Origin of the sequence: Actinokineospora fastidiosa (assembly GCF_014648415.1) — a bacterium.
Taxonomy (GTDB): Bacteria; Actinomycetota; Actinomycetes; order Mycobacteriales; family Pseudonocardiaceae; genus Actinokineospora; species Actinokineospora fastidiosa.
In genome coordinates this window covers 132,900-148,508 of sequence record NZ_BMRB01000009.1, presented here as the reverse complement: position 1 = coordinate 148,508, position 15,609 = coordinate 132,900, and the positions used below count along the sequence as shown (strand labels likewise).

The 15,609-nt window shown below is 73.2% G+C and carries 13 protein-coding genes; 3 read left to right on the top strand and 10 right to left on the bottom strand.

Annotated elements, in window-relative coordinates; translation table 11 throughout:
- The 7 genes from IEY98_RS30220 to IEY98_RS30190 all read right to left on the bottom strand — a co-directional run bounded on the left by IEY98_RS30220 (nucleotide 1) and on the right by IEY98_RS30190 (nucleotide 7,032).
- A complete protein-coding gene (locus IEY98_RS30220; RefSeq protein WP_189214092.1) occupies nucleotides 1-996 on the bottom strand; it encodes a methyltransferase in 996 nt (331 codons plus the stop codon).
- Between the two features lie 124 nt (nucleotides 997-1,120).
- The gene (locus IEY98_RS30215; protein WP_189214091.1) at nucleotides 1,121-1,669 is read right to left on the bottom strand and encodes a flavin reductase family protein; all 549 of its coding nucleotides are present in this window, start codon (nucleotides 1,667-1,669) and stop codon (nucleotides 1,121-1,123) included.
- Nucleotides 1,670-1,672: 3 nt separating this feature from the next.
- Entirely contained in the window at nucleotides 1,673-2,137 is a 465-nt protein-coding gene (locus tag IEY98_RS30210) for an acyl-CoA thioesterase (RefSeq protein WP_189214090.1), read from the bottom strand.
- 10 nt (nucleotides 2,138-2,147) lie between these two features.
- Nucleotides 2,148-3,404 carry a polyketide synthase dehydratase domain-containing protein gene (locus IEY98_RS30205; protein WP_189214089.1) on the bottom strand — a complete coding sequence of 419 codons (1,257 nt, stop codon included), beginning with the start codon at nucleotides 3,402-3,404 and terminating at the stop codon, nucleotides 2,148-2,150.
- Nucleotides 3,405-3,578: 174 nt separating this feature from the next.
- Nucleotides 3,579-4,901: a PQQ-dependent sugar dehydrogenase gene (locus IEY98_RS30200; RefSeq protein WP_189214088.1), complete on the bottom strand. Its 1,323-nt coding sequence runs from the start codon at nucleotides 4,899-4,901 to the stop codon at nucleotides 3,579-3,581.
- Nucleotides 4,898-6,514 (bottom strand): outer membrane protein assembly factor BamB family protein, encoded by a 1,617-nt coding sequence (locus tag IEY98_RS30195; protein ID WP_189214087.1) that lies wholly within the window; start codon nucleotides 6,512-6,514, stop codon nucleotides 4,898-4,900. The genes IEY98_RS30200 and IEY98_RS30195 overlap by 4 nt, the downstream gene beginning before the upstream one ends.
- Nucleotides 6,515-6,702: 188 nt before the next feature.
- Nucleotides 6,703-7,032: a YciI family protein gene (locus IEY98_RS30190; protein WP_189214086.1), complete on the bottom strand. Its 330-nt coding sequence runs from the start codon at nucleotides 7,030-7,032 to the stop codon at nucleotides 6,703-6,705.
- 279 nt (nucleotides 7,033-7,311) lie between these two features.
- Here IEY98_RS30190 and IEY98_RS30185 point away from each other — a divergent pair, with 279 nt between their 5' ends.
- Both IEY98_RS30185 and aroH read left to right on the top strand, forming a co-directional pair.
- Nucleotides 7,312-8,109 carry a TIGR03084 family metal-binding protein gene (locus IEY98_RS30185; RefSeq protein WP_189214085.1) on the top strand — a complete coding sequence of 266 codons (798 nt, stop codon included), beginning with the start codon at nucleotides 7,312-7,314 and terminating at the stop codon, nucleotides 8,107-8,109.
- A gap of 56 nt (nucleotides 8,110-8,165) precedes the next feature.
- Complete coding sequence (gene aroH / locus IEY98_RS30180) at nucleotides 8,166-8,567, top strand: chorismate mutase (RefSeq protein WP_229787740.1); 402 nt, start codon at nucleotides 8,166-8,168, stop codon at nucleotides 8,565-8,567.
- Nucleotides 8,568-8,925: 358 nt separating this feature from the next.
- On the opposite strand, the gene IEY98_RS30175 is transcribed toward aroH, so the two are convergent.
- Nucleotides 8,926-11,952, bottom strand: coding sequence for a non-ribosomal peptide synthetase (locus IEY98_RS30175; protein WP_189214084.1), 3,027 nt, complete (start codon nucleotides 11,950-11,952; stop codon nucleotides 8,926-8,928).
- A gap of 33 nt (nucleotides 11,953-11,985) precedes the next feature.
- Complete coding sequence (locus tag IEY98_RS30170; protein WP_189214083.1) at nucleotides 11,986-13,239, bottom strand: acyl-CoA dehydrogenase family protein; 1,254 nt, start codon at nucleotides 13,237-13,239, stop codon at nucleotides 11,986-11,988.
- Nucleotides 13,240-13,477: 238 nt separating this feature from the next.
- On the opposite strand from IEY98_RS30170, the gene IEY98_RS30165 reads away from it, so the two are divergent.
- Complete coding sequence (locus IEY98_RS30165) at nucleotides 13,478-14,773, top strand: extracellular solute-binding protein (RefSeq protein WP_189214082.1); 1,296 nt, start codon at nucleotides 13,478-13,480, stop codon at nucleotides 14,771-14,773.
- Between the two features lie 70 nt (nucleotides 14,774-14,843).
- Here the strand turns inward: IEY98_RS30165 and IEY98_RS30160 are convergent, their stop codons facing one another.
- Nucleotides 14,844-15,575 carry a DUF2306 domain-containing protein gene (locus IEY98_RS30160; RefSeq protein ID WP_189214081.1) on the bottom strand — a complete coding sequence of 244 codons (732 nt, stop codon included), beginning with the start codon at nucleotides 15,573-15,575 and terminating at the stop codon, nucleotides 14,844-14,846.
- Nucleotides 15,576-15,609 lie beyond the last annotated feature (34 nt).

Below are 15,609 nucleotides of genomic sequence, written 5' to 3'. Positions count from 1 at the left end.
TCACTCCGGCCCCACGACCAGCAGGCTGTTCTCCAGCGCCAGCCCGTGCACGGCCAGCAGGCGCAGCCCCGACGCGGCGAGCAGGGACCGGTAGCCGTCCAGGGTCCGCTGCCTGCCGCCCGCCATCATCAGCAGGTGCAGGTCGTAGAGCAGGGGCAGGACGCGGTCGCCCTCGATGATCCGGTCGACGATGACCAGCCGCGCCGAGTCCTCGCGCATGGCCCGCCGCACGTTGGTGAGCAGCGTGACGCACGAGTCGTCGTCCCAGTCCTGCAGCACGCGGGAGAGCAGGTAGGTGTCCGCGCCCTCGGGCACGGCGTCGAAGAAGTCGCCCGCCACCACCTCGAAGCGGCCCGGCTCCAGCGTCGAGGCCAGGTGCGCCCGCGCGGTCGCGAGCATGTGCTCGCGGTCGAACAGCACGCCCACGGCGTCCGGGTTCGCCTTGAGCACTGTGGACAGCAGCATCCCGCTGCCGCCCGCGATGTCGGCGATCACCCGGCTGCCCGCGAAGTCGTGGACCTCGGGCACGTCGGTGAAGAACACGCTGCCCGCGTTCATCGCGCGCAGGAACCGGGGGCCCGCGTCGGGCTCGTCGGCCAGGTAGCCGTGCAGCGTGCGGCCGAAGGCGTGGGCGAATCCCGACCGTCCCGTGCGCACCGCCTCCGCCGTGGCGCCCCACGCCTGGTGGAACTCCGCGCCGTAGAGCAGGCACATGTCGCGCATGGAGCCGGGGACGTCGCGCAGCAGTTCGGAGACCGCGGTCGGGCGGTAGCCGGTCTCGTCGCCGTCGAACACGCCGATCGCGGTCAGCAGCCGCATCAGGCGCACGACGGCGTCGGTGTCGGCGTCGGCCTTCGCGGCGAGGTCGGGGCCGGTGTCGTGGCCCGCGGCGACCAGGTCGGGCAGGCGCAGCGTCACCGCGGCGTGCAGGGCCTGCGCCCGCCAGGTGCCCGTCACGATGTCGACCACCGTGCGGGCGGGGTCTGGGCTCGCCATCGCTGTCCTCCCGGTGCCTGCTTCCACACACCGGACGGTTCCAGGCAGGTCTAAAGACGGGAGCAAGCCCGGAACGCGCCTCGCCCGCGACCCCTGGCGGGGATCGCGGGCGAGGCGGAGCGGGTCAGGCGCTGTGCGGCGAGGGCAGACCCTGGTGGAAGCCGCCGCCGAAGAACAGCAGCGCGTCGCCGTTGCGCTTGGCGGCGTCCAGGACGGTGCCGAGGAAGATGGAGTGGTCGCCGCCGTGGTAGACCTCGGCCAGCTCGCACTCCAGCCAGGCCAGCGAGCCCTTCAGCAGCGGCGACCCGGTGTGCCGTCCGGGGAACCACTCGACGGTGGCGAACTGGGCGATGCCCCTCGGCCGGTCGCGGCTGGCGAAGTAGCGGGCGATGTGCTCCTGGTCGGCGCTGAGCACGTTCACCCCGAAGTGCCGGGTGCGCAGGATGGTCTCGTGCATGTGCGCGGTGCGGGCCACGCAGCACAGGACCATCGGCGGGTCGAGCGAGACCGAGCTGAAGGCGTTCGCCGTCATGCCGTTGCAGTGCTCCCCGCCCGCGGTCAGGACGGTGATCCCGGTCGCGAAGTGGGACATGACGTCGCGCAGCACCGTCGGCGACGGGGTGGGCGGGCCGCCCTCGGACGGAACCGGCGCGAGGTGGCGGTCTTGTGCCATGTGTCAGCCTCCTGTCCGCTGGCCCGCGAGCGCGCGGCCGCTGGTGTACGGGGCCAGTGCCGCCTTGAGCTCGGCGGGCACCCGCGCGGGGACGGTGGCGTTGTTCGGGCCGCGCATGCACGCGATCCGCTGCCGCCCCTTGGCGATCAGGGTCTCCTGGCCGTCGTCGCCGAGCCGGACGAAGTCGAAGCCGAACTCGATCTGCGTCTGGGTCAGCTCCTCCAACCGCATCCTGATCGACAGGTTGTGGAACGCGGTGATCTCGGAGAAGAACTCGCAGTCCGCCTTGAGGGTGAACAGCTTCAGATCGTCGTGCATGATCTCGGCCAGCACCCCGGGCGCCTTCTCGGTGAGGAACCGCTCGCGGCAGTGGCCCTGCCACCTCAGGTAGTTGACGTAGTAGACGTTGCCGACGAAGTTCGTCTCCTCGAACCCGACGGTGTGGCGGATCTCGAAGTACCCGGCCATGGTGTCCAAATCACTCCTCTCCCGACAGGACGGCGAAGACCACCGGTGCGGTGAGATCGGCGATGGTGGTCACCCAGGTGGCGATGCGGGAATCCCCGGCGGACAGCACGACCCATCCCCCCGGCTCGACCCGGTCGACGGTGAGCGCCTGCGTGACCGACCCGGTCTTGCGCAGGCACTCCAGGGCGCTCCAGACCCGGGTGCTCGCCGCGGCGGCCGACTCGCCCGCCTCGGCGGCGACCAGGTCGCGCACCGGCACCTGGGCCCGGCCCAGCAGGTCGGCCCAGGTCCGGGCGTCGCGGTCGAGCACGGTCTCCACGTCGCAGCCGAGGCGTCCGGCTCCGACGGCGACCATGGTCACGCCCGCGCCGTGCGACGCGGTGATCGAGGCGCCGTCGATCTCCGGCTTGCCGTCCGGGCGGTGCCGGACGCGGACCGGGCGGCCGAGGGCGCGGCTGGCGGCGAGGTCGGTCTGCGCGCGCCGGTCCCCGACGGGCGGGTCGGGCTCGACGGCGATCGCGCGGCGGCCGCCCAGCCGCTTCTCCAGCGCCCGCTCCAGGTAGCCGCCGATGAGCAGGGGGTGCCAGGGCGCGGACGGGTCCCGGTCGCGCACGGCGCGCACCGTCAGTCCCTCCCAGCGCTCCACGACGGCGCCCGCCGGGTCGAGCAGGTCGACGTCGAAGACGTGGGTGTCGCCGTCCTGCGACCGCTCGCGCGCGTCCACGACCAGGGGTCCGGTGTGGCGGGCGGGATACAGGCGCTCGATCCGCAGCGGGACCAGGGTCGCGTCCGGGACGCAGCACCGGATCGCCCGCAGGACCGCGTCGCGGGTCTCCACGTCGGCGACGGCGTGCCGCGCGCCCGTCTTGCGGTAGGCCAGGCCCGCCTCGACGGGATGGGGCGGCAGCGCGAGGGCGTCGGTCGGCGGGCGCTCGGGGAGGTCGGGGCACGGGAAGCGCGCCTGGGCGCGGATCATTTCGGTGTCCCCGGCGCGGACGGCCAGGTCGACGGTTCCGTCCCGGACCTGGCCGGTGAGCCGGACGACGGTGGTTTCCAGCGGTCGGACGAAGTCGACGTCCGCCAGCACCGGCACGCCCGGCCGCAGCGCGGACGCCGTGCGGGCCAGGGCCGCGACGGCCGGGCCGACCGGCAGGCCCGTCGGGAGTTCGGTCTCGACGACGCGTTCGACGCCCGGGCGGTGCACCAGCACGTGGTCCGCCGACCGGCTCGGCGGAACCGTCCGGGTGGCGATCAGATCGTTGCCCACACTCACCGCCCACGGAGGTTTCGGCCATGCGGAATCGTCCGCCGCTCGGCGGCGTCCCGTGCTCTGCGGATCAAGCATGCATCAGAACGCCCGGCCCGCCCCACTTCCACCGTGCGACACCGGACGAAGCGGCGGTGGCGGGCATTCCGTTGCCCGCCACCGCCGCGCTCCCGGTCAGTCCTCCACTTCGGACATCGCGCCGGGCCAGTCCTCGACCCGCCACAGGCAGCCGGTCCCCGCGCGGGCCTGCACGCCCTCGTCGGACATCTCGAACTCGCCGAAGTCCAGCACGTAGAGCGCGCCGCCGTCGGGGCCGAAGGCCACGTCGATCGGCCGGTGCAGCGGCATCCCGACCGTCATCCGGTGCGTCGACCAGTCGGTCGGGTCCACCCGCAGCAGGTACCGGCCCAGCTTCGGCCCGCCGGAGGGCAGGCACATCGGGGCCTCGTCGCCGAACAGCGGCACGACCAGCTGCCCGGCGAACCGCTCGGCCGCCGAGGGCACGACGGCGAACTTCGTGGCCGCCACGTGCGGCTCGAACTCCACCAGCGGGCGCTCCGGCGGCGGCAGCTCGTCGTGGTTGGCGAGCACGAACTCCAGCGCCGGGCCGCGCTCCGGGGCGAACCGGGGCGCGGTCACCGGCTCGCCGCCGACGAAGTCCGGCCAGCCGTACCAGGCGCCCTGCCGGATCTCCCACAGCAGGTCCGGCGCGTTGCCGATGGGCCTGCTGCCCCGGTCGTCCGCGCCCTGGTCCACCGCGAGCAGCCTGCCGTCGGGCAGGAAGCCGAGGCCGAAGGCGTTGCGCACGCCCCAGGCCACCAGCTCCAGCCCGCCGCCGTCGAGGTCGCAGCGCATCACGGCCGCGGTGCACGGCAGGGCGGCCGCGATCCGCTGCCCCGGCTCGGTCGGCGTGCCGAACTGGGCGAACGCGCCGGTGGTGGCCTGCTCGCCGGGCAGGTCCGGCAGCGGGTTGCGGGTCACCGCGGACGCGCCGGTGAGGACGATGTCCAGCCCGGGCACGTCGTTGGCGTGCGGCAGCCTGCGCAGCCAGCCCATCTCGTAGGCGTCGAGCCCGACCACGCCGAGGTTGGCCATCGCGCCCTGGCTGAAGTACAGCTTGCGGTCGGGCCCGACCACGGCCATGTTCGTGTGGTAGTTGCCCGGCCCCGGCATGCCGTCGACGAGCACCTTGCGGGTGCCGTCGGCGTCGATGCTGCTGATCCGGCCCGCGCCGCCCTCGGAGACGTACAGGACGTCCTCGTGCCAGGTGAGGCCGGTGACCGGACCCGCGAGGCCGTCGGCGACGAGGGTGCGCTGCCGGTCGGCGGCGGGGTCGAGCAGCCAGACGCGGCCGCCGCGCGGGGCGCCGCCGAAGGGCAGCCCGGACTCGGCCACGTAGACCCGGCCGTCGGCGGCGACGGCCACGCTGGTCGGGAAGTGCAGCCCGGCCGTGATCACGGTCGGCGCGGGCAGTGTCCATCCCGCGGTGAGGGTCATTGCGATCCACCTCTCGTGCTGGGGAGCCGGTAGGCGACGATCTCGGCCCGCTCCTCGGGGGTGAACGGCCATCCGCTGGCCGCGAGCAGGTACTCGCCGTGGACGGCCACCGGCGCGTTCACCGCGGCGGGCAGCTTCACCGACCAGACCTCCTCGCCGGTGCGGGTCCGCACGGCGTGGACGTAGCCGTCGAAGGTCGTGGTGAAGACGAGGTCGTTGGTGACGGTCGCGGCGCCGTAGGCCGACGACGGGTACTGGCGCGTCCACTTGATCCGACCCGTCACCAGGTCGATCGCGACGAGCTCGCCGGTGGCCTCGTTGAACGGGGCGATCTGCGGCGGCGGCTGCTGGGTCACCCAGGTCGCGCTGTGGTTGTTCACCGCGGCGTAGATCGTGGTGTCGTCCACGGCCAGCGGGGAGATCACGCCGCCGAGCACGCCCGGGGTCACCGTGACGGGCAGCGTGGGAAGCTTGTCGTACTCGCCGTTCAGCGCGTAGAGGTTGTCGTTGTCGTGTCCGTTGTGCACACCGACGGACGTCTTCCACAGCAGCTGGCCGGTCGCGCGGTCGAACTGGTAGACGTAGCCCATCTTGCCCGAGCCGATGACGACCTCACGGCCGTTGGCCGTGGTCAGGACCGGCGAGTTCTGCAGGTCCCAGTCGTAGAGGTCGTGCGGGAGCACCTGGTTGTGCCAGATGACGTCGCCGGTCAGGTGGTTGAGCTTCACCATGGAGTTGGTGTAGAGGTTGGGGCCGGGCCTGCTCGAACCCCACGGGTACTGCTCGGTGCCGAGGAAGGGCGCCGGGTTGCCCACCGAGACGTAGAGGTCGCCGCTGGCGTCGAACGCGGGCGGGTACCAGATGCCGCCGCCGGAGTTGAGCTCGGTGTTGCCCCACAGGTCGAGCGGGACGGAGTTGAACGTCCACTTGGTCTGGCCGGTCCTGGCGTCGAGCGCCCACAGCACGCCCGCGCCGCCGCCGGTGAAGAACGCGTCGGCGTTGCCGGGGCCGGTGGAGACGTAGACCGTGCCGCGGTCGACACCGGGCGCCATGTTGATGCCCTCGGTCTCGGTGCGGATCAGGCTGCGGCTCCACAGCTCCGTGCCGGTGCGGGCGTCGAGCGCGAACGCGTTGGACGTCGTCGCGCCGTAGACCTTGCCGTCGACCACGTTGACGCCGTTGGGGCCGTTGATGGTCGAGTTGTACATCTTGACCCAGAGCACGCGGCCCGTGCGCAGCTCGATGGCGTAGACGTTGGAGTCGAGGTCCTGGGTGTAGACGATGCCGTTGACCACGACCGGTGTCGTGGCGTACACGCCGGGCCACCGGTTCGGCGGCGCGGGCACCCGGATCGGCACGGTCCAGGCGACCTCGAGCGAGGTGACGTTGTAGGAGTTGATCGGGCTGAGGATGCGGCGGGTGTTGGACTTGTCCGCGTTGGGCTGCGACCACTGCCAGGTGACGCAGTCCGAGGCCGTGCGGTGTTTCTGTGCGGCGCTCGACTCCGGCGCCGCGCCGTAATACCCGCCCAGGACGAGCAATCCGGCAACGGTGAGGATGCTGAACGATAATCGACCCGCGGACCGACCGCCGCGGTTTCTGCTCAGGCGCATGGCAAAACCCTTCTGTCCCTGGCGATTCGCCGAGCTTTCGCGGCTCGGGCGGCACAACCAGGGACCGTACCCACGCGCACCGGGCGGGCCTTCTTCCCGCTTGCTCACACACGAAAACAGCCGACAGCCCGGCAGGGGCCGTCCTCACGGCCCTGCCGGGCTGCCGCGTCGCGGTCCGCCCGCGGGGGTCACTCCTCGCCGAGCAGGGGGCGCACCTCGACGCCGCCGTCCATGATCGGGACGAACTTGGCGATCTCCACGGCGTGGTCGATGTCGCGCGCCTCGACCACGAAGAAGCCGGTGAGCTGCTGCTTGGTGTCGTTGAACGGGCCCTCGGCGACGTCGTCGCCGCGGACGGCGCGGGCCTGGGCGGTCGGCGCGGCCGCGTAACCGGCAACGATCTTGCCGCCGGTGCCCTCGACCTTGCCCTCGACCGCGCCGTGCGCCTCCAGGATCTCCGGCGGGATCTCCTCGAACGGGATCTCCTTGTCGAAAATCAACACCGCAAACTGGGGCATGGTTCGCACTCCTCTTGACTGTCGACCGACTCGTTATACGCGCCGAAGACACCTTACAACGATCCTTGGCGCACTCTCCGCGCACCCCGTGTGATTTCACCGGGATGGGCGTAGACAAATGCCAACGTATATCGGGGAATGCGCCATCGGCGCATCTTCTGGATTGCTCAGTCGCGGCGCACTCGGGAAGGAGACAGCGGGCGGGCGCGCCGGGCATCGTGTATTCCGGCGCCCTGACGCGACTCACGGGTGGACATCGTGGCGAAAGAGGACCGACACGTGACTGAGCAGCGAGACGTCTTTTCCGATCTGGCCGCCGAAGCCGACGAGGTGGACCGGCTGCTGTCCGAACTCGACGAAGCCGGGTGGGCGCTGCCCACCCCCGCGCCCGGCTGGACGGTCGCGCACCAGGTCGCCCATGTGGCGTTCGTCTTCCGGCTCGCGGGCCTGGCCGCCTCGGACCCGAAGACCTTCGCGGCGATGGCCGCCGCGGCGGGCGAGGACTTCGAGGGCGCGGTGAACGCCGCGCTCGGCCAGTACCTGTCCGACCCGCCGTCGGTGCTGTTCGCCCGGTGGCGCGACGAGCGCGACACCGCGATCAAGGCGCTCGCGGCGGTGCCCGGGAACCAGGTGGTGCCGTGGCTGGTGCGGCCGCTGCCGCCCGCGGTGCTGGCCTGCGCGGGGTTCATGGAGCTGTTCGCGCACGGGCAGGACATCGCCGACGCGCTCGGCGTCCGCAGGGAGCGCACCGACGGGCTCTGGCACGTCGCGCTGTTCACGACGCTGGTGTGGGACTTCGGCTACCAGTCGCGGGGGCTGACGCCGCCCGCCGAGCCGTTCCGCTTCGAGCTGACGGCACCGTCGGGCGCGCTGTGGACGTTCGGCCCGGCGGACGCCGCGCAGCGGATCTCCGGCCCGGCGGAGGACCTGTGCCTGCTGGCGACCCGGCGGCGGCACCGCGACGACCTCGCGCTCGTCGCCGACGGCGCGGACGCCGACCACTGGCTGGACATCGCGCAGGCCTACCGCGGCCCCGCCGGTCCCGGCCGCGCCCCCGGCCAGTTCGCGGACCGCTGAGCCCGTCCGGCGCCGCGGCGAGGAGGAGCCATGCACCCACGGACGGGAGCCCCCAGATGATCGCGGTGCGCGCCGTGCGCGGGGCGGTCCAGGTGGACCGCGACGACCCGGACGTGGTCTTCACCGAGACCCGGGCGCTGGTGCTGGAGGTCATCCGGCGCAACGGGCTGGCGACCGAGGACATCATCAGCATCTTCTTCACGGTGACGCCGGACATCAAGAGCGGCTTCCCGGCCGCGGCCGCCCGGGCCGTCGGCCTCACCGACGTGCCGATGCTGTGCGCCACCGAGATCGACGTGCCGAACTCGATGACCCGCGTCATCCGCCTCCTGGCCCACGTCCAGACCGACCGCACGACCCGCATCGAACACGTCTACCTCCGGGGCGCTGCCGCCCTACGCCCCGACCTCGCCGACCCCGGCGCCTCCCCGCCCCGCACGGGGACGGCGGGCAGCTGACCCACGGACACCAGCGCCCCGGCAGGCTTCCGGCCTGCCGGGGCGCTGGTGGTTTTGGGGCTGCCGGGCGCTGGTGTTCTTGGATGGGCTGGCCCGAGTCCGGGAACCAGGGATCCCTGGGGACGGGCGCGCGGGGTCAGCGGCCAGGGGCGTGGAGGTCCGGGGGGGTGCGGGGTCGGAGGCGCGGAGTCGGGGGCGCCAACCCGCGGGCACCGAACCCCACCGTGCGCGGTCGGCGCGGGCTCGCGCACCTCCACGCACCGAGACCCTGGCGTGAGGTCGGTGGGTGCTCGTGGGCGTCAGGGGTCACGGGTTTCCCGCGACCCCTTGGCCCTCGATGTCCCCGCTGTCGTACCCGTCAGGCGTCGTGGCCTGCGGCGGCGGTGTGGGGTTCGACCAGGGCTGCCAGGCCTGCGACGGTGGGGTTGGCGAAGTACTCCCACAGCGGGATCGCCACGCCGAAGCGGGCGTGGATCTCGTGGAGGAGGACGGGGATCAGGAGGGAGTGGCCGCCCACCGAGAAGAAGGCGTCGTCCACCGTGGTGGTCTCGGCGTCCAGTTCGGACCAGATCTCGGCGATCGCGCGTTCCACCACCGTCTCCGGGCCGCGGACGGTGCGGCGGGTGGTGGCGGCGGGGGCGGGGAGGCGGCGGCGGTCGACCTTGCCGCCGACGTTGCGGGGCATGCCGATCAGGGTCTGGAACGCCACCGGGGGCATCGCCTTGCCGAAGCGGGCGCGCAGGGCGGCGCGCCAGTCGGACGGGGCGCCGGTCGCCTTGCCGTCGGGGCCGCGCTGGGGCACGACGTACGCCACGAGGCGGGTCACCAGGCGGTCGGCGTCGGGGACGGCCACCACGGCGCACTCGGCCACCGACTCGTGCGCGGCCAGGGCGGCCTCGATGTCGCCGAGTTCGAGGCGGATGCCGCTGAACTTCACCTGGAAGTCCTTGCGGCCGCGGAACTCCAGCGCGCCGTCCCAGCGCAGCCTGCCGAGGTCGCCGGTCCGGTAGCAGGGCCCGGAGTCGTCGAGCGGCCGGAACCGCGCCCGGTCCCCGCCGGCCGCGCCGAGATAGCCCGGCGTGACGTGCGGGCTGACGATGACGATCTCGCCGGTCACCCCGGTCGGACACGCCCGGTCCTGCGCGTCGACCACGACGACCCGCCTGCCGGGGATCGGCCGACCGACGGGGGCGGTGCCGTGCACGGGCCCGGTGATCTCGTGCCACGTGGCCAGGATCAGCTCGGTCGGACCGTAGAGGTTGACCAGCCGCACGGCGGGCAGCGTGGTGCGCAGCCCGTTGACCAGGTCCCCCGGCAGCCGCTCGCCCGCCAGCAGCAGGTGGTTGAGCGCCCCGAGCCGCTCGGGCGCGCCGCCCGCCACCCGCAGGACCTCCCGCGCGAAGCTGGGCACGGTCTGGAAGTGCGTGATCCGCTCGGCGGCCAGCCAGTCGACGATCTTCTCCGGGTTGGCCCTGATCCGGTCCGGCACCGGGCACACCGTCGCCCCGGCCACCAGCGCGGCGAACACCTCGCACAGGCTGGCGTCGTACCCGGGCGCCGCCCACTGCGCGACCCGCGACCCCGGCCCGACGCGGAACTCCTCGGCGAACCAGGTGACGAACTGCGCGAGCGTCCCGTGGCTCTGCGGGATCCCCTTGGGCTGCCCGGTGGACCCGGACGTGTACGCGACGTACGCGCGGTCGGAGGAGCCCGGGACGACAGGGGCGGGCCCGCCGGCGCCGTCGGCAGGCAGGTCCGCGACGTCGACCACGTGCCCGTCCAACTCCTCGGCGTACCACGCTGCCAAGGGGTCGTCGCCCGCCGCGCCGTCGACGACGAGGCAGGCCGGGCGGAGGTCCTCCAGGACCGTCCGGCCGCGGTCGCCCGTGTCGCCGCCGCCCAGGCAGATCAGGTGGGCCCCGGTGTCGAGGACGGCGAGGGTCGCGGCGACCTGCCGCGGCCCCGTCGCCATCCGGACGACCACCGGGCTGCCCGCGAGGTCCCTGGGCAGGGCGGCGGTGATGCGGGCGGCGTCGGCGCGCAGGTCCGCGTAGCTCGTCGTCCCGCCCTGCCACGAGATCGCGGCCGCGTCCGGGGCGTCGGCGGCGGCGCGGTGGACCAGGGCGTTCGCGGGGGTGGACGCAGGCTGGCCGTCAGGGCGGCGGTCGGCGGCGCGGGCGGTCGCCGACAGGCGGTCCGGGGTGTCGAGCGGGAGGTCCGGGACCGGACGGTCGGGATCGGCCAAGGCGGCGGTGAGCAGCGTGTGCAGCTGGGCGAGGATCAGCTCGGCCGACGCGCGGTCGAACAGGCACGCACGGTACTCCAGCGCCCCAGCGAGCACCGGCGCCGTCCGGTCGACGACCAGCGTGAGGTCGGCGCGGGCCGGGACCGTGTCGGCGGGCAGGGGTTCGACGGACGTCCCGGCCAGCGACAGCTCGGGGGTCCCCCCGCCTGCCACGAACACCGCGTCGCACATCGGGACCCGGCGCGGGTCGCGGTCGTCGCAGACGGCCTGGACGACCTCCTGGAACGGGACCTCGCGGCGGGCCAGCGCCTCGCGCCTCACCGCCGACACCTGGCCGACCAGCGCGCGGAACGTCGGGGCGTCGGTGAGATCGGCGCACAGCACCACCGTGTTGCCGAACGCCCCGACCGCCCCCGCCAGCTCCGCCGGACGCACCGAGACCGCAGACCCGACCGCGACGCGCTCCTCCCCGGTGTAGCGGTGCAGCAACGCCTGGAACGCCGCCAGCACCACGTCGACCGGCTCCACATCGGACAGCGCGTCGACCGCGACGTCCCACGCGAAGCGCAGCACGCCCGCCTCCGACGACGGCGCGGGCGGGCGCTCGCGGTCCACCGGCAGGTCCAGGGCGGGCGGCGGGGGCGTCAGCGCCGCCCGCCACCAGTCCAGCGCGCCCTCGTCCGACCGCGGCGCGTGGTCCCCGTACTGCGGTGGCGTGCCGCCCAGGCCGGGACCGCCCGCCACGGCCGCCGCGTACGCCGAGGACAACTCGGCCAGCACGATCCCGGCGGACTCGTCGTCGCACACCAGCTCGTGCAGCTCGATCCGGACGACGTGCTCCCCCGGCCCCACCGGCTCCACGCGCAGCCGGGCGAGCGTCGCGTCCTCGGCCGCGGCGGCGACGCGCTGGACGGGCCTGCCCGCCCGCGTGCCGATCGTCGTCCGCAGCGCGTCGTGCCTGCCGACCACCGCGAGCCACGCCGCGCGCAGGGCGTCGACGTCCAGGTCGCCGCGCACCCGGTACGCCCGCGCCCGGCCGGACCCGGCCTCGGGGGCCAGCGCCGCCAGGAACCACGCCCCGTGCTGGGCCGCGGTCGCGGGGACCTCCCGGACACCGGATGGGACAGCTGCCTCGGTCACGTCCGTTCCCTCGTCTCGGTGGTCGACCCGGGGTCAGCCCGCGAGGCCGTCCGGGATGCCGAAGTGGGCCTTCGCCAGCTCGCGCTGGGCCTTCGCGGCGAGGAACACCGCGTACCCGGCGTGGGTGTGCAGCATCGACATGTCCCGCCAGGTGCGCTCCAGGCGCTCACCGCGGCGCACCGAGCTGGACCCGGCGGTCGGCAGCAGGTACCCCTCCACGGCGTGCCAGCACAGCTGGACCGACTGCCTGCTGATGCCCGCCAGCCGCATCTCCATCTCGGCGGTGAACGCCTCCGGGCCCACCGCGCAGGCCTCCTGCCACTGCCGGACCGCGCCCAGGATCGCCGCCTCGGCGGTGGCGATCATCCCGGCCGCCTCGCCGTACCAGTACTGGTAGTCCGGGTCGTGCACGCGCCCGACGACGGGCGGGAACAGCGTCGACCGGGTCCGCATCAGGTCGGAGTACGCGTCCAGCGCGCCCTTGGCGATGCCGACGGCGAGCACGGCGCTCTCCAGGTTCATGAAGCTCAGCGGCCCGCCGCCGTACTCCGGGTTGCCGTGCAGGCGCACGCCCGGGGTGCCGTCGGCGACGGAGTACTGGCTCATGTGCCCGGGGATCGTGTAGTGGTCCGGGATGAAGCCGTCCTCGATGGTGATGCTGTGCGACCCGCTGCCGCGCAGGCCGAGCTGCTGGCCCCAGTCGTCGAGCCTGCGCCACACCTCGCGCGGGGCGATGAACACCATCGGCTCCGGCGGCGCGCCCTCGGTCGGGGAGACCAGGGTGTGCCCCATGAAGTGCGTGGCGTACGGCGAGCCCGAGCAGTAGCTCCAGGTGCCGTTGACGATCCAGCCGCCCTCCACGCGCACGGCGGAACCGCTCGGCATGATCGTCGCGGGCGCGATGAACTCGCCCGTCGCGAAGATCTCGTCCTGCGCCTCTTCCGGGAAGATGGTGGCCGCAGCCAGCGCGTGCGCGGCACCGAGGGTGTACATCCAGCCGGTGGACGGGCAGCCGCGGGTCAGCGCGACGGCCACCCGCATGAACGTGTCCGCGCCGAACTCGTAGCCGCCGTACCGGCGGGGCACGAGGATCCGGTAGAAGCCCGCCTTGCGGAACGCCTCGTGCGTGTCCAGCGCGTAGAAGGTGCGGTCCTCGGTCTCGGCCTGGCGCTCGACCAGGGCCGGGGCCATGGCCTCCGCGCGAGCGACGACCTCCGCCGGGGTCAGTCCCGGTTCGGGCGGGGGCGGAAAGCCGTGCTCGGGAAAACTCGCCGCGACGGATGTCATGTGACAGCACGTCCTTTCCCTTAAATGGGCTGCCGTCCCAGAATCGCACCGGCGCTTCGCGGGCCGCATCTCCGCGGTTGCCGGGCGGCGGCGGGCATTCCCGGAGATGCGCCCGCGCCGCGCCGGACCCGACGATGAAGAACCGCTACCGACGCGCGCCCGTTCCTGGCGCGCTCGCACGAGTGGAGGTCCCATGGGGTCCAGCGCAGCAGACCGATCGCCGCGCACCGAAATCGACGTGCTGTTGTCCGAGTACCCGTTCCCGGACTTCCTCGGACCGATCCGCGCACGGGCGGAGGAATTCGAGAAGGCACACCCGGAGTACCGCGTCACCATTCGCGGCTGCTATTACGAGGAACTGCCCGCGCAGGTGTCCGCCGAGGCGCTGGCGGGTAAACCGCCCACGATCGCGTCGTACTACTCCGGGGCCAGCCAGCAGGCGATGGACACCGTCACCCAGGACGGCAGGCCGCTGTTCGCCCCGATCGCGGGCCTGATCGGCGACCGGTCGGAGATCCTCGGCGAGCCGGTCATCCTCGACGACCTCATCGACGCCTGCCGCGACTTCTACACCATCGGCGGCCAGGTCGCCGCGGTCCCGCTGACGCTGTCGACCATGCTGCTCTACAGCAACAAGCCGATGCTGCGCGCCGCGGGCATCGACGCCATCCCGTCCACTTGGGACGATCTGACCGCCGCGTGCGCCGCGCTGTCCCGGCTCGACGGCGGCCCGGAGCACGCGGTCACCTGGCCGGTCGACGGCAAGCTGTTCCAGCAGGCGGTGGCCCAGCAGGGCGGGCTGTTCCTGGACAACGAGAACGGCAGGCTGGCCAGGGCCACCACCGTCGACCTCACCTCGCCGGAGGTCATGGCCTACGTCGAGTGGTGGCGGGCACTGGCCGAGCGCGGGGAGTACGTCTACACCGGCAAGTTCGAGGACTGGCTGGGCAACGCCACCACGTTCGCCGAGGGCCGCGTCGCCTTCCGCGTCGACTCGTCGTTTGCCATCAACTTCATGGCCGCCGACGACACCGACACGGCCGTGAGCCTGCTGCCCTACAACGGCGCGAAGGCCCCGGCGGGCAACTGGATCGGCGGCGACGCGCTGTGGGTGGCCGACGGCCTGGACCCGGTGACCCGCGACGGCGCGCTGGCGTTCATCCAGTACCTGAACAACCCGCGCAACGCCGCCGAGTGGCACAAGGCGAGCGGGTCCACCCCGGCCACCAAGGGCGCGGTGGCGGTGCTGGAGAGCGAGGGCTGGTTCGACGCGCACCCGGTGCACCGGGTGGCCACCGAGCAGCTGGAGCGCACCACCCGCGAGCCCGGCTCCAGCGTCCCGGTCTTCCCGGGCTCGCACGGCATCCAGACCGCGATCATGGCGGCCATGGAGGACGTCCTGGTGCGCGGCGCCGACCCGCTGGCCCGGTTCACCCGCGCCACGGCCGAGGCGCAGAAGGCGCTGGACCACTACAACGCCACCTGCCTGGGCGACGGCCCGCGCGACCCCGAGTGGCTCGTCGTCGGCACCTGAGCCGCCCGACGACGAAGAACTCCTCCGGGACCACCGATCCCGGAGGAGTTCTTTTTCGTGGTGCGGGCGGCTACCGGACGGCCGCGGCCCGGCGGGCACGGCCCTCCACGGGCCTGCGGGCGGTGCGGTAGAGCCACCACTGCACGAGCATGAGGTTGACGATCCAGCCCACCCAGCGGGCGAACTCGGCGAGGTAGGTGAAGTCCATCTGGATCTGGTAGCCGATGATGATCTTCGCGGCGGCCAGGCCCCACACGTTGTTCATCACGAGCGCGAAGCTGTAGAGCATGAACCGGCGGTGCAGCGCGAAGCGGTTCGTGCGCGCCGCCCAGACCGCGACCACGGTCGTGGCGATCCACAGCGTGGTCGACATGGTGACGCCGACCTGGCCGACGACCGGGGCGAACGGCACGATGATCAGGCCGCACACGCCGGAGATCACGGTCGAGACCGCGTAGGCCCAGCCCGTGACCCGGTGCGCGCCGGGGTGCTTCTTGCGCAGCCAGGGCCACACCTGGAACGTCGCCGTCACCATCGCCACGGTGGCGAAGGAGATGTGGATGAGCAGCAGCGGGTAGTAGGCCGGGAAGCCGTCGTGCGGCGGGACCGGCGCCTCGGCCTCCGGCGTGCCGACGAACGGGCCTGCCTGCAGGTACAGGAAGGCGGCCGTGACCAGCCACAGTGGAATCATCCACGGGCGCCGCCAGAACGGCTTGGCCTGCTCCGTGGCCACCGGCCGCCGCGGGGGTAAGTCGTCCGGATCCGGGGCCTGCGTGCGGACCCTGTCCATCTCCTGCGTCACGATTGCTCCTACCGTGTGGGGGTTTGTGGGCGTC

Coding starts and splice junctions, on each gene's coding strand:
- IEY98_RS30220 (WP_189214092.1), bottom strand. CDS start 996: ATGGCGAGCCCAGACCCCGCCCGCACGGTGGTCGACATCGTGACGGGC.
- IEY98_RS30215 (WP_189214091.1), bottom strand. CDS start 1,669: ATGGCACAAGACCGCCACCTCGCGCCGGTTCCGTCCGAGGGCGGCCCG.
- IEY98_RS30210 (WP_189214090.1), bottom strand. CDS start 2,137: ATGGCCGGGTACTTCGAGATCCGCCACACCGTCGGGTTCGAGGAGACG.
- IEY98_RS30200 (WP_189214088.1), bottom strand. CDS start 4,901: ATGACCCTCACCGCGGGATGGACACTGCCCGCGCCGACCGTGATCACG.
- IEY98_RS30195 (WP_189214087.1), bottom strand. CDS start 6,514: ATGCGCCTGAGCAGAAACCGCGGCGGTCGGTCCGCGGGTCGATTATCG.
- IEY98_RS30190 (WP_189214086.1), bottom strand. CDS start 7,032: ATGCCCCAGTTTGCGGTGTTGATTTTCGACAAGGAGATCCCGTTCGAG.
- aroH (WP_229787740.1), top strand. CDS start 8,166: ATGATCGCGGTGCGCGCCGTGCGCGGGGCGGTCCAGGTGGACCGCGAC.
- IEY98_RS30170 (WP_189214083.1), bottom strand. CDS start 13,239: ATGACATCCGTCGCGGCGAGTTTTCCCGAGCACGGCTTTCCGCCCCCG.